General features: G+C 71.8%; 12 protein-coding genes and 1 pseudogene. 5 read left to right on the forward strand and 8 right to left on the reverse strand.

All coding sequences use genetic code 11. The annotated features are described in order from the left end of the window. Positions 1-217 precede the first annotated feature (217 nt). On the forward strand, positions 218-2,200 hold the full coding sequence (locus EAD98_RS20345) for an N-acetylmuramoyl-L-alanine amidase (RefSeq protein WP_121655638.1): 1,983 nt from the start codon (positions 218-220) through the stop codon (positions 2,198-2,200). 64 nt (positions 2,201-2,264) lie between these two features. On the opposite strand, the gene EAD98_RS20350 is transcribed toward EAD98_RS20345, so the two are convergent. From EAD98_RS20350 to EAD98_RS20370, 5 genes are all read right to left on the reverse strand, one after another. Beyond that, complete coding sequence (locus EAD98_RS20350) at positions 2,265-3,263, reverse strand: NlpC/P60 family protein (protein ID WP_121655639.1); 999 nt, start codon at positions 3,261-3,263, stop codon at positions 2,265-2,267. A 182-nt stretch (positions 3,264-3,445) separates the two neighbouring features. Then, a complete protein-coding gene (locus EAD98_RS20355; protein ID WP_121655640.1) occupies positions 3,446-4,447 on the reverse strand; it encodes a hemolysin family protein in 1,002 nt (333 codons plus the stop codon). Beyond that, entirely contained in the window at positions 4,440-5,753 is a 1,314-nt protein-coding gene (locus EAD98_RS20360; protein WP_121655649.1) for a hemolysin family protein, read from the reverse strand. The genes EAD98_RS20355 and EAD98_RS20360 overlap by 8 nt, the downstream gene beginning before the upstream one ends. Before the next feature lie 206 nt (positions 5,754-5,959). Beyond that, positions 5,960-8,158, reverse strand: a complete 2,199-nt coding sequence (locus tag EAD98_RS20365) for a (Fe-S)-binding protein (RefSeq protein ID WP_121655650.1) — start codon at positions 8,156-8,158, stop codon at positions 5,960-5,962. A 292-nt stretch (positions 8,159-8,450) separates the two neighbouring features. Next, complete coding sequence (locus tag EAD98_RS20370) at positions 8,451-8,714, reverse strand: cell division protein CrgA (RefSeq protein ID WP_121655641.1); 264 nt, start codon at positions 8,712-8,714, stop codon at positions 8,451-8,453. Between the two features lie 222 nt (positions 8,715-8,936). Here EAD98_RS20370 and EAD98_RS20375 point away from each other — a divergent pair, with 222 nt between their 5' ends. Genes EAD98_RS20375 through EAD98_RS20390 form a run of 4 tightly spaced genes read left to right on the forward strand, consistent with a single transcriptional unit; the run spans position 8,937 to position 12,163 of the window. Beyond that, positions 8,937-9,740, forward strand: a complete 804-nt coding sequence (locus tag EAD98_RS20375) for a DUF881 domain-containing protein (RefSeq protein ID WP_121655642.1) — start codon at positions 8,937-8,939, stop codon at positions 9,738-9,740. Further along, complete coding sequence (locus EAD98_RS20380) at positions 9,737-11,221, forward strand: class E sortase (protein WP_121655643.1); 1,485 nt, start codon at positions 9,737-9,739, stop codon at positions 11,219-11,221. Before EAD98_RS20375 ends, EAD98_RS20380 begins: the two co-directional genes overlap by 4 nt. Positions 11,222-11,225: 4 nt before the next feature. Next, a complete protein-coding gene (locus EAD98_RS20385) occupies positions 11,226-11,510 on the forward strand; it encodes a hypothetical protein (protein WP_121655644.1) in 285 nt (94 codons plus the stop codon). A 2-nt stretch (positions 11,511-11,512) separates the two neighbouring features. After that, positions 11,513-12,163 (forward strand): aminodeoxychorismate/anthranilate synthase component II, encoded by a 651-nt coding sequence (locus tag EAD98_RS20390; protein WP_121655651.1) that lies wholly within the window; start codon positions 11,513-11,515, stop codon positions 12,161-12,163. Between the two features lie 37 nt (positions 12,164-12,200). Here EAD98_RS20390 and EAD98_RS20395 read toward each other — a convergent pair whose 3' ends face one another. The 3 genes and pseudogenes from EAD98_RS20395 to EAD98_RS31635 form a co-directional block, all read right to left on the reverse strand. Continuing rightward, positions 12,201-12,908 (reverse strand): vancomycin high temperature exclusion protein, encoded by a 708-nt coding sequence (locus EAD98_RS20395; RefSeq protein ID WP_199723477.1) that lies wholly within the window; start codon positions 12,906-12,908, stop codon positions 12,201-12,203. Positions 12,909-12,939: 31 nt separating this feature from the next. Next, positions 12,940-14,763, reverse strand: a complete 1,824-nt coding sequence (gene pknB / locus EAD98_RS20400; protein WP_121655646.1) for a Stk1 family PASTA domain-containing Ser/Thr kinase — start codon at positions 14,761-14,763, stop codon at positions 12,940-12,942. Then, positions 14,760-15,146, reverse strand: a pseudogene (locus EAD98_RS31635) (serine/threonine protein kinase); the annotation flags it as partial. The gene pknB and the pseudogene EAD98_RS31635, both read right to left, overlap by 4 nt.

The raw sequence follows: 15,146 nt of genomic DNA on the forward strand, positions 1-15,146 counted from the left end.
GGGCGGAGCTGCTGTCGGCCCGACGAATGACCAGAGTAGAGACGGCCGTTACCGATCCGCAACCGGTGGGGCCGTGACACTCCGTACCGATTGCGGGGGACGACGACCGACGACGAAAGTTTTCTTCTACATACTCCGCTGGATGGAAAGGTATTGACGCGGGCTCCGGGCGGGGCGAAGGTGGCCTCATCTTCACCCGCCAGATCTAGGGGGTTCGATGTACCGTCCAACCCTGTCCACCGGCCGGCGCGCGCTGCTCGCCGCCGCCGTGGTCGCGGCCGCGACCGCGGTACCGCTACCCGCCAGCCCCGCCGTGGCCGCGCCCGCGGCCGACCGTCAGCAGCAGTACGTCGCCGCGGCCACCGAGTACGGCGTGCCGGCCGACGTGCTGCTCGGCGTCTCCTATCTGGAGTCACGCTGGGACACCAACGCCGGTACGCCGAGCACCAGCGGCGGCTACGGCCCGATGCACCTGACCGACGCCCGGCACGTGGCCGCCCTGCCGGGGCGCGGCCACCACGATGCCGGCACCGAGGACCCGCGCGGCGACGACTCGCGGCCGGCACGGGTGGTGGCGCCCCGCCCGGCCGAGGATCCCGCGCCGCCCGCCGCCGCGTTGCAGACCGTGGACGCCGCCGCCGCCCTGACCGGTGCCGCGCCCGAGTCGCTGCGTACCGACGCGAGCGTCAACATCCTTGGCGGCGCCGCGCTGCTGGCCGCCTACCAGCGGGAGCTCGGCGCGCCGGTGGGCGCCGACACCGACCCGGCGGCCTGGTACGGCGCGGTGGCCCGCTACGCGGGCGCGGACAGCGCGGACGCCGCGGCGGCCTTCGCCGACGAGGTGTTCACCACCATCGGCGCCGGCGAGTCCCGGGTGACCGACGACGGCCAGCGGATCACGCTGCCGGCCCGGGCGATCCAACCTCAGCGTTCGTGGCTGGACCGGCTGGGACTGCGCCGGCTCGCCCGTCCGGACGGGCTGGAGTGCCCCAGCACCATCTCCTGCGAGTGGATCCCGGCGCCGTACGAGGCGTTCGGCGCCGGGGACTACGGCAACCACGACCTCTCCGACCGGCCCGGCCGGCAGAAGATCGAGTACATCGTCATCCACGACACCGAGGCGAGCTGGGCGACCACGCTGCAACTCGTCCAGGACCCGACCTACGTGAGCTGGCACTACTCGCTGCGCTCGGTGGACGGGCACATCGCCCAGCACGTGAAGACCAAGGACGTCGCTTGGCACGCCGGCAACTGGTACGTCAACGCCAAGTCGATCGGGCTGGAACACGAGGGCTTCGCCGCGCAGGGCACCTGGTACACCGAGGCGATGTACCGGACCTCCGCCAAACTGGTCCGGCACCTCGCCCTGCGGCTGGGTATCCCGCTGGACCGTCAGCACATCATCGGTCACGACAACGTGCCCGGCACCGTCGCCTCGACCGTGCGCGGAATGCACTGGGACCCGGGCCCGTACTGGGACTGGACGCACTACTTCACGCTGCTGCACGCGCCACGGCTGGACACCGGCATCCCGGCCACCGGCCTGGTCCGGATCGACCCCGACTACGACACCAACCAGCCGGCGTTCACCGGCTGCGTCACGGCCGGAGTGCCGTGCGCGCCGCGCGGCTCATCGGCGGTGGTGCTGCGCAGCGCGCCGTCCGCGGACGCGCCACTGGTCAACGACATCGCACTGCGCCCCGACGGCACCCCGAACACGATGGCCGTGTCGGACCACGGCGCCCGGGCGTCCGCCGGCCAGACGTACGCCCTCGCCGGCCGTCAGGGTGACTGGACGGCGATCTGGTACCTCGGGCAGAAGGCGTGGTTCCACAACCCGGCGTCGGCGCCGACCGCCAGCTGGACCGTCGGCGTGGTGGCCACCCCGAAGCCCGGACGGGCCACCATCCCCGTGTACGGACGGGCGTACCCCGAGGAGGCCGCGTACCCGGCCGGGGTGCCCTACCAACCGATCTCGCCGCTCCAGTACACGCTGGCGGCCGGCCAGCGGTACGCCGTCGGCGCGGTGCTGCCGGGCGAGTACTACCGGGCCACCACGTTCGACGGCTCGTCACCGGGTGACTGGACGGTCATCCGCGGCCAGAACCGGTACGCGCAGATCCAGTTCGGCCACCGGATCATGTACGTCGACCTCGCCGACGTGCAGCTCCTGCCGTCTCCGGTGGGCGCACCGCGCTGAAACCGCTGAAACGGCACGAGGGCCCCCGGTCGTTCGACCGGGGGCCCTCGTCGTGCCTGCTGGATCAGCCGGGTCTGCGGAACCCGGCGACCGGCATGTTGTTGATGCTGGCCACCTGCACCGGTTTGCCGGCGCGTGGCGCGTGCACCATCTTGTCGTTGCCCAGATACAGGCCGACATGGTGCAGATCGCTGAAGAAGAAGACCAGGTCACCGGGGCGGGCGTCGGCCCGCGAGATGGCCTTGCCCTCGTGCCACTGGTCACCCGTGTGGTGGGTCAGGTAGATCCCGGCCGCCTTGTACGCGTACTGGGTCAGGCCCGAGCAGTCGAACGAGTTCGGGCCGGTGGCGCCCCAGACGTACGGGTCGCCGACCTGCTGGCAGGCGGTCTTGATCGCCTTCTGGGCGGCCGCGTTGGCCACCCCGTTGATGGTCGGGCAGCCCTCGGTCTTGATCGTCGTCTTCGGCAGGGACGCCTCGAGCCGCTTGATCTCGCCGTCGATCTGCTTCTTCTTCGCCGCCAGCTCGTTCTGCTGCTTGGTCTGGGTGGCGATCAGCGTGTCCAGCTTCTGCTTCTGACCGTCGTACTTGGCCCGTACGGCCAGCACGCCCTCGACCTCCTTGCGCTCCCGCGCGGCGAGCCGGTCGAGGACGGTGAGCTGCTCGGTGAGCGTGTCCGGCTTCGCGCTGACCAGCAGAGCGCCGATGTCGTGCGAGGGGCCCGACATGTAGTAGCGGGAGGCGAGGTCACTGACCCGGGTCAGCGCCAGCTCGCTCTGCAGCGCCAGCGGCTCGATCTTCTTCTGCAGCTCGGACGACTTCTTCCGGTTGGTCTTCAGCTGCGACCGCACCTTGTTGTACTGCTCGATGGTGGGCTCCAACTGCTCCCACTGCTTGTCGATCTGCGCCTCGATCTCGTCGACCGTGGGCGCGGCCTGCACGGGCGCGGAGAGCACGCCGGCGCCGACCGCGGCGGCGGCGACCAGGACGAGTAGACGGTGGGCGACCCGGCGCAGACCGCCCGGCCGAGCGGGCGGCCCCGGGGCGTGACGATGAGGGGGCATGGTTGCCACCGGCACCGACTCCTTTGCAACCGACCGCCGGGCGCCTCGCGTGAGGGAAGGGCCGAGGCAGACGACCCACAGCGGTCGGTGCCCCACATTAGGGAAGCGCAGCACCGGAATCAAGGCGAGAGGCGTCACCGTCACTGTCACGCAACCGCTTGCACACCAAGGGTATTGGTCCATCAACCAACGATCGCGGTCAATACGTCGTCGAGCGTGACCACACCCAGCGGGCGACGGCCGTCGCTGACCAGCACCATGTGCCTCCGCTCGCGGCGCATGGCCAGCAGCAGGTCGGCCAGCGTACGCTCCGGCGGCACCACCGCCAGTGGCCGGTAGATCTCCGCCGGCACCGGTGCCCGGCGCGCCTGTCCGGCGTACCCGAGCACGTCCTTGACGTGCACGAAACCGAGCACCCGCCGGGTGGACCGCTGCACCACCGGGAACCGGGACCGGCCGGTCCGGGTCGCCAGCACCTCCAGCGACGCGGGCGAGACGTCCTCGGCCACCGTCACCACCGTCGACCACGGCTGCCACGCGTCCGCCGCCGTACGGGTGTGCAGGGCCAGGGCGCCGGTGATCCGGGCGTGCTGCTCCGCGTCGAGCAACCCCTCGGTGCGCGCCTGCGAGACCAACCCGGCCAACTCCTCGGCGGTGAACACCGTCTTCACCGCCTCGGACGCCTCGATCCGCCAGAACGCGAGGACCCGCCGGGCCGCCCACTTCATCGCCAGCAGCAGCGGCTTGGTGGCCACGCAGAATGCCAGCATGGCCGGCCCGAGCCAGAGCGCGGAGAGTTCCGGACCGGCCAGCGTGATGTTCTTCGGCACCATCTCGCCGACCACCGTGTGCAGGAAGACCACCACGCCCAACGCCAGCACGAACGCCACCGGGTGCACCGCCCGCTCGGGCAGACCGGCCGCGTGGAACGGCGACTCCAGCAGGTGGGCCAGCGCGGGCTCGGCGATCGCGCCGAGACCCAGGGAGCAGACCGTGATGCCGAGCTGCGCCCCCGCGATCATCAGGGGAATCTGGTTCATCGCCGACAGCGCCCAGCGGGCCCGCTTCGAGCCGGCGGCCAGCGGCTCGATCACCGTCCGCCGGGACGCGATGAGCGCGAACTCGCTGCCCACGAAGAACCCGTTGCCGAGCAGCAGCAGGACGGTCACCAGCAGCTCAGGCATCGTCGTCCGGCTCCGCCGGGCGAAGCACCCGGACCTGCTCGATCCGGTGCCGCTCCACCTCGACCACGGTGAACTCCCAGCCACCCGCCTCGACCGTCTCGCCGGCCAGCGGGATGTGCCCGAGCCGGGCCATCAGATACCCGGCGAGCGTCTCGTACGGCCCCTCGGGCAGCCGGAAGCCGGTCTGCTCGGCCAGCTCGTCGGAGCGCAGCACCCCGTCGACCAGCACCGTGCGCTCCCCGCCCGGCACGGTCAGCTCGACCGGACCGGCGTCGTCCACACTGGCCGGATCGAACTCGTCGGCGATCTCCCCGACCAGCTCCTCGACGAGGTCCTCGATGGTGACCACGCCGTCCGTGCCGCCGTACTCGTCGACCACGATCGCGAGGTCGGCGCCGGCGGCCTTCAGCGCGGCCAGTACGCCGTCCAGGTCCAGGCTCTCCGGCACGTACACCGGCTCGCGGGCCACCGAGCCGACCATGGTCGACGCCCGGGCGGCCAGCGGCACGCCGAGCGCGTCCGGCACGCCCGCCACCCCGGTGACCAGGTCCACGGTCTCCTCGTACACCGGGAACCGGGTCCGCCCGGTCTCCCGGGACAGCTCGAGCAACTCGGCCACCGTGGCCGTGGCCCGCAGCGCGACCACGTCCACGCGCGGGGTCATCGCCTCGGCCGCCCGCTTGTCACCGAAGCGGATGGTGCGGCGCAGCAGCATCGCGGTGTCCGAGGGCAGTGCGCCCGCCCGGGCGGAGATGGCCGCCAGCAGTCCCAGTTCCTCCGGCGAGCGGGCGCTCCGGAGCTCCTCCTGCGGCTCCACCCCGAGCGCCCGGACGAGCCGGTTCGCCGAGCCGTTCAGACCCCGGATCACCCAGCCGAAGGTGCGGGAGAAGGTGTGCATGGGACCGGCGGTGGCCAGCGCTGCCGGCATCGGCCGGGCCAGCGCCGCGTTCTTGGGCACCAACTCGCCGAAGAGCATCGAGATCAGGGTGGCCAGGGCCAGGGCCAGGAACGGGGTGAACCGCTCCGCGCCGTCCCCCGCCACCGGACGCAGCAGCGGAGTGAAGATCCGGGCCAGGGCCGGCTCGGCCAGGTAGCCCGTCAGCAGCGCGGTGATGGTGATACCGAGCTGCGCCCCGGAGAGCTGGAAGGACAGCTCGCGCAGCGCGGTGCGTACCGTCAGGGCGGCCTGGTCGCCGGCGGCGGCCCGGCGGTCGATCTCCGCCCGATCGACCGTGACCAGGGCGAACTCGGCCGCGACGAAGAACGCGTTGCCGGCGGTCAGCGCAGCGAAGCCGACCAGGGGCAGCAGCGTGGCCAGGAGAATCCCGTCGATGTTCGCCTCACCTCGGCGCGATTGTGCCACGGCGGATGCCCGGCCACCGGCCTGCCGGTAACGGAGGCGTTCCACGGTGTTCGACGCTGGCCGCGGTGCCGCCAAGGCGCCCTGCCACGACGACGGCGGTGGCACCCCGTGGGTGCCACCGCCGTCCGGTGTTTATGCGGTACGCGGGCTCAGCCGGCGACCGGCGCGGCCGCCTTGTCACCCTGCGGCTGCTCCGGCTTGACCGAGCGGAGCAGCACGCTGGCCACGTCGATCACCTCGACCTGCTCGCCCGCGCCCTTGCCGTTCACCCCGTCGCTGAGCATCGTCGAGCAGAACGGGCAGCCGACGGCGACCGTCTTCGCCCCGGTGGCCATGGCCTCCTCGACCCGGTCCACGTTGATCCGCTTGCCGATCTTCTCCTCCATCCACATCCGGGCGCCGCCGGCGCCGCAGCAGAAGGAGCGCTCGCTGTTGCGCGGCATCTCGGTGATCTCGCCCTCGATGGCGTCCCCGAGCACCTCGCGGGGAGCGGCGAAGACCCGGTTGTGCCGGCCCAGGTAGCAGGGGTCGTGGTAGGTGACCCCACCGTCGACGGGCTGCACCGGGGTGAGCTTGCCGGTGGACACGAGGTGGGCCAGCAGCTGGGTGTGGTGGACCACCTCGAACTCGCCGCCGAGCTGGCCGTACTCGTTGCCCAGGGTGTTGAAGCAGTGCGGGCAGGTAGCGACGATCTTGCGCTTGGCCTTCTCCCGACCCTCGAACGCCTCGTTGAGCGTCTCCACGTTCTGCTGGGCGAGCATCTGGAAGACGAACTCGTTGCCGATCCGCCGCGCCGGGTCACCGGAGCAGGTCTCGCCCTCACCCAGGATGGCGAACTTGACGCCCGCCTCGTTGAGCAGCGTCGCCACCGCGCGGGTGGTCTTCTTGGCCCGGTCCTCGAACGCGCCGGCGCAGCCGACCCAGAACAGGTACTCGAAGTCGTCCACCTCGCCGACCCGGGGCACCTCGAAGTCGAGGCCCTTGGTCCAGTCCTCGCGGGTGTTCTGCGGTGCGCCCCACGGGTTGCCCTTGTTCTCCAGGTTGCGCAGCATCACGCCGGCCTCGGAGGGGAAGCTCGACTCGATCAGCACCTGGTAGCGGCGCATGTCGACGATGTGGTCCACGTGCTCGATGTCCACCGGGCACTGCTCGACACACGCGCCGCAGGTGGTGCAGGACCAGAGCACGTCCGGGTCGATGACACCGACTTCCTCGGCGGTGCCGATCAGCGGGCGGTCGGCCTCGGCCAGCGCCAGCACGTCGACGTGCGCGAGCTGCGCCGCCGTGGCCTTCTCCTCACCGGTCAGGTCCTTGCCGCCGCCGGCGAGCAGGTAGGGCGCCTTGGCGTACGCGTGGTCGCGCAGGCTCAGCACGAGGAGCTTGGGCGAGAGCGGCTTGCCGGTGTTCCAGGCCGGGCACTGCGACTGGCAGCGACCGCACTCGGTGCAGGTGCTGAAGTCCAGCAGACCCTTCCAGCTGAACTGCTCGACCTGGGCGACGCCGAACTGGTCCTTCTCCGGGTCGGCCTCCTCGAAGTCGAGCGGCTTGCCCTGGCTCGTCATCGGGCGCAGCGCGCCGAGGCCGGAGCCGGCCGGCTTGGCGGGCTCCCGCTTGAAGAAGATGTTGGGGAAGGCCAGGAAGCGGTGCCAGGCGACGCCCATGGTGACGTTCAGCGAGATGACGATCAGCCACGTCATCGAGATGACAATCTTGATGAGGGCGGCGACGCTCGCTCCGTCGTGCCAGTCGGGCAGGACCGCGCCGACCGCGTGGCTGACCGGGGTGGCCCAGAGCGGGTACTCGAAGTGGTCGGTGGCGACCTTGAAGCCCCGGATCACGAATCCGAAGATCAGGACCAGCAGCACGACCCACTCGACGAAGTAGCCCTGCCACATGGTCGAGCCGGTGAACCGGGACCGGCCGCCCGGGCGGTTCGGCCGGTTGCGCAGCCGGATCGCCATCAGCACCAGGATGCCGACCAGACCCAGGACGCCGATGATCTCGGTGGCCAGCCCGAAGACCACCCAGTGCCCGATGATCGGCAGACCACCGGTCGGCGTGACCACCTCGAAGTACGCCTCGAGCACCAGCAGCGACAGCACGATGAAGCCGACCATCACGAACCAGTGGGCGGCGCCCACCACACCCCACTTGAGCATCCGGGTGTGGCCGGCGGTCTCCACCAGCATGGTCTTCGTACGGCTGACCTTGTCTGTGAACCGCTCCGGCGCGGGCTGCCCGAGCCGGATGACTGCCACCATCTTGAGGACCGCGCGTGCCGCAAGCCACACCGCCACGGCGGTGATGGCGGCCGCGAGGATCGTGGTGACGATCTGGACGCTGCCCATCGAGTTGGCCTCCCCGGTCTGCTGCCTGTCGAGCGGCTCGGCGACCTGGGGCCGGGTCAGGACGGAGCCAGCGTCGCGCCGCTGCCGCACCTGCGACCGGACCGGTCGATGACCTCGCTCCGCTCGGTCATGCAGTGCAGCCTACGCGCAAGGTTACCCAGCAGTAACGTGAGTCATCTCGCAGCGGGCCACGCCGCCCTGCGGACACCATAGGGTGCCCCGCCCGGTCCTGCCGGGCAGGGGCTCCGTGGGGTGACGTGCATCCTCCGGCGCGGCGCCGTGCCGGGCCGGCTCAGCGCCAGCGGGAGAGCAGCCCGAGCGAGGCGACCATCGCGCCGAAGCCCACCGCGAGGTTCCAGTAACCCCACGCCATGACCGGGTACTCCTGCTCGGAGAGGTAGTAGACGACCAGCCACCCGATGCCGGCGACGATCAATGCCACCGCGGTGATCGGCAACCACACCGGGCTAGGCTTGCGCGACGATGCCGCCGTCGTCGGACGGACGTCCGTCGGCGGGGTGTACACCTTCTTCTTGCGGACCTGTGACTTGGGCACGACGCTCTCCAGAGGGGGTGACGACCTCGTCCGGCCTGACAACCGGGCGCGGGGGCGACGGTCCATGGCCAATAATGTTCGAAAGCTAGCGTAGTCCGGAACGCCCGCCCGGACCACGAATGGGGTCAGGCCGGTGCGCGGAGTGACCGAAAAAGGCGGGACTGTTCGTATCACCGGCCCAGCCGGGGCGGACCAATCCCCGAAACGCGGAAGGAACGCTCGGTGGAGTACACATCCGGCGCCGCCTCCTGGCAGAAGGTCCTTCGACGGGCCGGTGCCGGGCTGCTGCCCCGGCGACCGCGTCAACGCCGGCCAGGCTGGTCGATCGGAGTGCCCCTGATCGCCGCCGCGGCGGGGCTGCTCTTCACCACCACAGCGACCACCGCCGGCGGCACCTCGCTGCGCGAGGACCGCCGTCCCCAGCTCAACCAGCTCATCGAGGACCGCCGCGAGCAGGTGGCGGCGAGCGAGCGCCGGGCCGCCACGCTGCGCGGCGAGGTCGAGGAGCGGACCGACGCGCTGGCCCACTCGGACAGCCCGATCAAGGCCCAGCAGGACCGCGCCCAGGGCAGCCTCCAGGCCGCCGGGTTCACCGCGCTGAGCGGCACCGGGGTGACGGTGGAGCTGAACGACGCGCCTCGACGCAGCGACCAGACGCCCACGGACGCCAGCAACGACGACCTGGTGGTGCACCAGGGAGACGTACAGGCGGTGGTCAACGCGCTCTGGGCCGGCGGGGCGGAGGCCATGTCAATCATGAACGTCCGCGTGCTGGCAACCAGCGCGGTACGCTGCGTCGGTAACACCCTGCTGCTCCACGGGCGGGTGTACTCCCCACCGTTCAAGATCGTAGCAATCGGCGATCCCGCTGCCCTCCAGCAGGCCCTCGCCAGCTCTGAGGGAGTCCGGTTGTTCAAGGACGCAGTCGACGACTACCAGCTCGGATACAAGGAGTCCGTGTCCGCGGTGACAGTCCCGGCATTCGAGGACTCGACCGCCCTGCGCTCGGCGACGGTGCCCCGGTGAGCGGCCCGGACGACCGGCGCGACGGGCGACACCGGGACCAGGCCGACGAGCCGACGGCGTTCCTGCCCAAGGTCGACCGGCCCGAGCCCAGACGTGACCGGCCGGGGCCGGCCGGCAACTGGCCCGACCCCGTGCTGCCCGCTCGACCCGACCCGCAGCGGACCCCGGGCGCCGGAGCGCCTCCACCCTGGCCCGGCGCCGCACCAGCCGGGATGGGCCCGCACGGCGGCCCCGGCCGACCGGCCGCACCCGACCAGGGACCGGCCCGGTCGACCGCCCCCGGCAACGCCTCCGTCCGGCCGCCGACTCCGCCCAACGCCGCAGCCACCCGCCCACCGGCCAGCGGCGGCACGCCGGGTCTGCCCGGTGCCACCCCGGGTGCGCCCGGTGGAACCCCGACCCGGCCGGCCACGCCCGGCCCTTCGACCCGCCCGGCGACGCCGGGCGCCCCAACCGCCGGCGTCGACGCGCCCACCGCCTTCATCCCCAAGGTCGGCGCCGGGCCCGCACGGGCCACCGGCTCCCCGGCCGCTCCGGCCGGCCCCGACCGTCCCGCCGACCCGAGCGCGACCGCACTGATCCCGGCCGTGCCCACCAGGCCGTCGTCCCGGCCACCGGCCGTCGACGCCACAGCCCTGATGGGGGCCGTCCCCCGCACGGCGGCCACCGACGAACCGGCCGGCGCCGAGAGCGGCCCCGCCGAGCCGCCGCGGCCCCGACGCGGCGAGCGGGTGGTCCAGCTCCGGCCGCACCAGACCGGCGAGGGCTACAAGAGCGTCTACTCGGAGCTCACCCGCCCCTCGCTCGCCTCCCGGCTGCGCACCGGTGTCCGGGTCACCGGCGAGGTCCTGATCACCTTCGGGCTGGTGGTGCTGCTCTTCGCCGGCTACGAGGTCTGGGGCAAGTCGGCCATCGTCGACGCCCACCAGAACGACCTCAGCCAGCAGCTCGCCCAGGCCTGGGGCCCGACCGACGACCCCACGGTCGCCCCGTCGGCCACCCCGAGCGTCAAACCGTCGCCGCCGGTACGCGGCAAGCCGATCGCGGGCCTCTACATCCCCAAGCTCGACAAGAACTGGGTCGTGGTCGAGGGCGTCACCCAGGCCGACATCCGGTACGCCCCGGGCCACTACCCGACCAGCGCGCTGCCCGGACAGGTCGGCAACTTCTCCGTCGCCGGCCACCGCAACCGGGCCACGTTCTGGCGGCTGGACGAGCTGGACGACGGCGACGCGATCGTGGTCGAGAGCAAGACCGACTGGTACGTCTACCGGGTGTCGCGGTCCCGAATCGTCAAGCCTACGCAGGTCGAGGTGGTGGCGCCGGTCCCCGGCGAGCCGGACAAGAAGCCGACCAAGCGGATGCTCACCCTGACCACCTGCAACCCGAAGTTCGACAACTATCAGCGCCTGATCATCCACGCCGAGCTGGACCGGACCCAACCCAAGTCGGCGGGCCGCCCGGCGGAGCTGGGAGGCTGACCCGATGTACGCGTTCATCTGGCGCAAACTGCCGTTCGGCCTGGTCGGCAAGCTGACCGGTTCGGTGCTGCTCGCCGCCGCCGCGGTGGCCCTGCTCTGGTACGTGGCCTTCCCGTGGGCCGAGCCGCTGCTGCCCTTCGACGACGTGCAGGTCACCCAGGACTCCGGCGTCCCCGGAGATCCGGGCAACGGGGACGCGGTGACCGGGGAGACCCCGGCCGGCGACGAACACGAGCTGCCCTACGACACCGACCGGAACAACTCCGCGCCGCCCTCCCCGGACAGGTGACCATGCGCGTCCTGGTGATCGACAACTACGACTCGTTCGTCTTCAACCTGGTGCAGTATCTGGGGCAGCTCGGGGTGGACTGCGAGGTCCGCCGCAACGACGAGATCGACGTCGCCGACGTGGGCAAGGTGGGCGCGGCCGGCATCCTGCTCTCGCCGGGGCCGGGCAGTCCCGACCGCGCCGGCATCTGCCTGGAGGTCATCCGGGCGTACGCGGGCGAGCTGCCCATCTTCGGCGTCTGCCTCGGCCACCAGGCGATCGGCGAGGCGTTCGGGGCCACCGTCGCCCGCGCGCCCGAACTGCTGCACGGCAAGACCTCCGAGGTGCGGCACCACTCGGTCGGCGTGCTCACCGGTCTGCCCGACCCGTTCACCGCCACCCGCTACCACTCACTGGCCGTTGTCCCCGAGACGCTCCCCGACGAGCTGGAGGTCACCGGCTGGACCGGCTCCGGCGTGGTGATGGCGATGCGACACCGCACGCTGCCGATCGAGGGCGTGCAGTTCCACCCGGAGTCGGTGCTCACCGAGGGCGGCCACCTGATGCTCGCCAACTGGCTGGCGGCCTGCGGCCACCCGGAGGCGCTGGAGCGGGCCCCGGAGCTGGCCGCCGAGGTCGACGCCCGTCGCCGCGCCGCCTTCGCCACCGCCTGACCCCGGTCAGCGAGAGCCGGCCTCCACTGGCACCGGGTCAGCCGCGCAGCGCGTCCCGCACCGCCGGATTCTCGGGCGAGCGGACCGCGGGCGGGCGACCCAGGACCGCGTCCCAGGCCGCCTTGCCGCTGGCGAAGTAGTCCCGGACCGACTTCTCGACCAGCAACGCAGGGCCACAACCGGTGCAGCGGGCGGTGACTCCGTCGACATCCAGGCCGAGATGTCGGCACAGCGTCACGGCGCGGGACACGTGGTAGGACTGGGTCACGATCAGGGCCCGTTCGATCCCGTACACCTCGCGCGCCCGCGCACAACTGTCGTAGGTGTCCAGGCCGTGCGGGTCGGCCACCACGCGACGCGGATCGATACCGAGGTCGGTCAGGTACGACGTCATCACCGCCGGCTCGTCACCCGACGTGCCACCGCCGTCACCCGACACCAGGACCACCCGGGCCCGCCCGCTGTTCACCAACTCGGCGGCGGTCTCCAGGCGGCCGGCCAGCCGCTCCCCGGGTCGACGTCGATCAGCAGCCACGGCGGTGCCGAGGACGATCACGACGTCGACGGCCGGTGCGTCGGCCTCGGCGTGGACGTGGCCGCGAGCGGAGATCGTCGTCCACAGCCACGGAAGGCTGGCGACAAGCAGCGCGACGGCCAGGCCCAGAGCGGCTGCCCGGGTCCGGCGCCGCCGCCACCACCTCGCCCGGCTCGGCGGGTCGGTCACCGAGGGTCCGGCGGTTGTCACGCCGACGGTCCCCGGAACCGAGCCATCGGGCCTAGTCCTCGTTGGGCCGGGTCGGCGGGAGTGGGAACGGCAGTCCGCCGCCGCCTCCGGTGCCGGGGGTTGTCGGCGTGGCGGTCGGCGTCGCCGTGGGTGTCGCCGTCGCGGTCGGCGTCGGGTCGACCTTCTCCGGGATGCTGATCTCAATGGTCACCGTCTTGCCCCGCGCCAACTCGGTGCCGGGATCCGGGTTCTGCGACTGGACGCGGCCGGCCCGGTCGGCCGGCACCTCATCGCCGTCGCGGAACTTGACCTCGTAACCCGCGTCGCGAAGTTCCTCGGCGGCCTCGTCCCGAGTGGAGTTGAGAACGTTGGGCACCTTGCTGACGTTGCCCCGGGACACCTCGAGTGTCACCTCGCTGCCCTGCGGGACGGTGGTGCCCGACGGTGGGATGACCTTGAGAACGATCCCCTCCTGCGCCTGGTTGTCCACCTTACGTTCGTCGACCACCAGCCCCAGACCCTCAAGCTGAGCCTTGATGTTCTCGAACTGAGAGTTGACCAGGTTACCGGGGATCTTCACGTCGGGCTTGCCGCCGCAGACCTGGACAGTCACCGTGCCGGCCTGCTCGAGCCGGGCGCCCGGCTGCGGGTTCTGGTTGACCACCGTGCCTTCTTTGCAGGTGGCGTTCAGGACCGCCTCGCCCGCCTGCGGCTGGAGGCCGGCATTGCGGATCTCGGCGAACGCGGCGTCCTGGGTCTTGCCGGTGAGGGTGGGGACCGACTTCAAGTCCTTGTCCGGCTGCTGATTCCAGAGCAGGGCGGCGACCAGGGCGATCACCGCCAGCACGCCGACCGCGCTGAAGGTCGCGATGAGCCAGGAGGACGCCTTGCGCTGGCGCGGGTCGCCGACCCGGGCCGGGATCTGGCGGGTCTGCGGCCCACCGGCGGCGGGCGGATAGCCGCCCCCGCCGCCGGCCGGTGCCATCGCCACCGTCTCCGCCTCGCGCATCACCGGGGTGGCCAGCACGGGACGGCCAGCGGCGGCGCGGAGCAGGTCGGCACGCATCTCGCCGGCGCTCTGGTAGCGGTTGAGCGGGTTCTTGGACAGCGCCTTGAGCACGATCGCGTCGACCGCGGGGTTGACGTCCGGGTTGATGTCGCTCGGCGTCGGCGGCGTCTCCCGCACGTGCTGGTACGCGACGCTGACCGGGCTGTCGCCGACGAACGGCGGGTGCCCGCAGACCAGTTCGAAGAGCACGCAGCCGGCCGCGTACACGTCGGAGCGGGCGTCCACGGCCTCACCGCGCGCCTGCTCCGGGGAGAGGTACTGGGCCGTGCCGATCACCGCGCTGGTCTGCGTCATGGTGGTCGCGCCGCTGGCCAGCGCCCGGGCGATGCCGAAGTCCATCACCTTGACCTGGCCGGTCTGGGTGAGCATCACGTTGCCGGGCTTGATGTCCCGGTGGATGATGCCGTGCCGGTGGCTGAACTCCAGCGCCGCGCACATGTCGGCGCAGATCTCCAGGGCCCGGCGGGGCTGCAACCGGCCCTCGGCGCCGAGCACCTCCTTCAGGGTCCGCCCGTTGACGAACTCCATGACGATGAACGGCAACGTCTCACCGGTCGGCGCGGTCTCCTCGCCGGTGTCGTAGACCGCCACGATCGCCGGGTGGTTGAGCGAGGCGGCGTTCTGCGCCTCCCGACGGAACCGCATCTGGAACGTGGCGTCCCGGGCGAGGTCGGTGCGGAGCATCTTGATCGCGACGTCCCGACCGAGCCGGAGGTCGCGACCGCGGTGCACCTCGGCCATGCCGCCGTAGCCGAGCAGCTCGCCGACCTGGTACCTGCCACCGAGCAGGCGGGCCTGCGCTGTCATCGCGTCTGTCGTCCTTCACTCGTCGTCGTCCCGCCGTCGTCCGGCTGGAGCCGTATCCCAAGACGGTACGACGTCCGGGTCGCATCGTCGCGTCCGTCGAGCCGCAGCACGTCGGACGTCACGGTGTGTGGAGCCAGCGCACCGGGTTCACCGGCTTGCGACTGCTTCCGCAGGTTGTAGGAAATCACGCCGGAGCAGAGCAGGACCAGCACGGCCAGCAAGATGGCGAGGAGCACCATTCCGGGCCGGGACCGGCGGGGATCGGGTGACGGCAGAGCCGGGCCGGCCTGCCGGGCGTACGCCGGCTGATGCTCCTGACGGACGGGTGCCGCCGGCACCGCGGCGGCGCCCCGGGGGTAACCGGCGGGGGCGACGGGTGGGCG

The sequence above is a fragment of the Micromonospora sp. CV4 genome, assembly GCF_003667455.1.
Lineage (GTDB): Bacteria > Actinomycetota > Actinomycetes > Mycobacteriales > Micromonosporaceae > Micromonospora.

Coding starts and splice junctions, on each gene's coding strand:
- EAD98_RS20345 (WP_121655638.1), top strand. CDS start 218: ATGTACCGTCCAACCCTGTCCACCGGCCGGCGCGCGCTGCTCGCCGCC.
- EAD98_RS20350 (WP_121655639.1), bottom strand. CDS start 3,263: ATGCCCCCTCATCGTCACGCCCCGGGGCCGCCCGCTCGGCCGGGCGGT.
- EAD98_RS20355 (WP_121655640.1), bottom strand. CDS start 4,447: ATGCCTGAGCTGCTGGTGACCGTCCTGCTGCTGCTCGGCAACGGGTTC.
- EAD98_RS20365 (WP_121655650.1), bottom strand. CDS start 8,158: ATGGGCAGCGTCCAGATCGTCACCACGATCCTCGCGGCCGCCATCACC.
- EAD98_RS20385 (WP_121655644.1), top strand. CDS start 11,226: ATGTACGCGTTCATCTGGCGCAAACTGCCGTTCGGCCTGGTCGGCAAG.
- EAD98_RS20390 (WP_121655651.1), top strand. CDS start 11,513: ATGCGCGTCCTGGTGATCGACAACTACGACTCGTTCGTCTTCAACCTG.
- pknB (WP_121655646.1), bottom strand. CDS start 14,763: ATGACAGCGCAGGCCCGCCTGCTCGGTGGCAGGTACCAGGTCGGCGAG.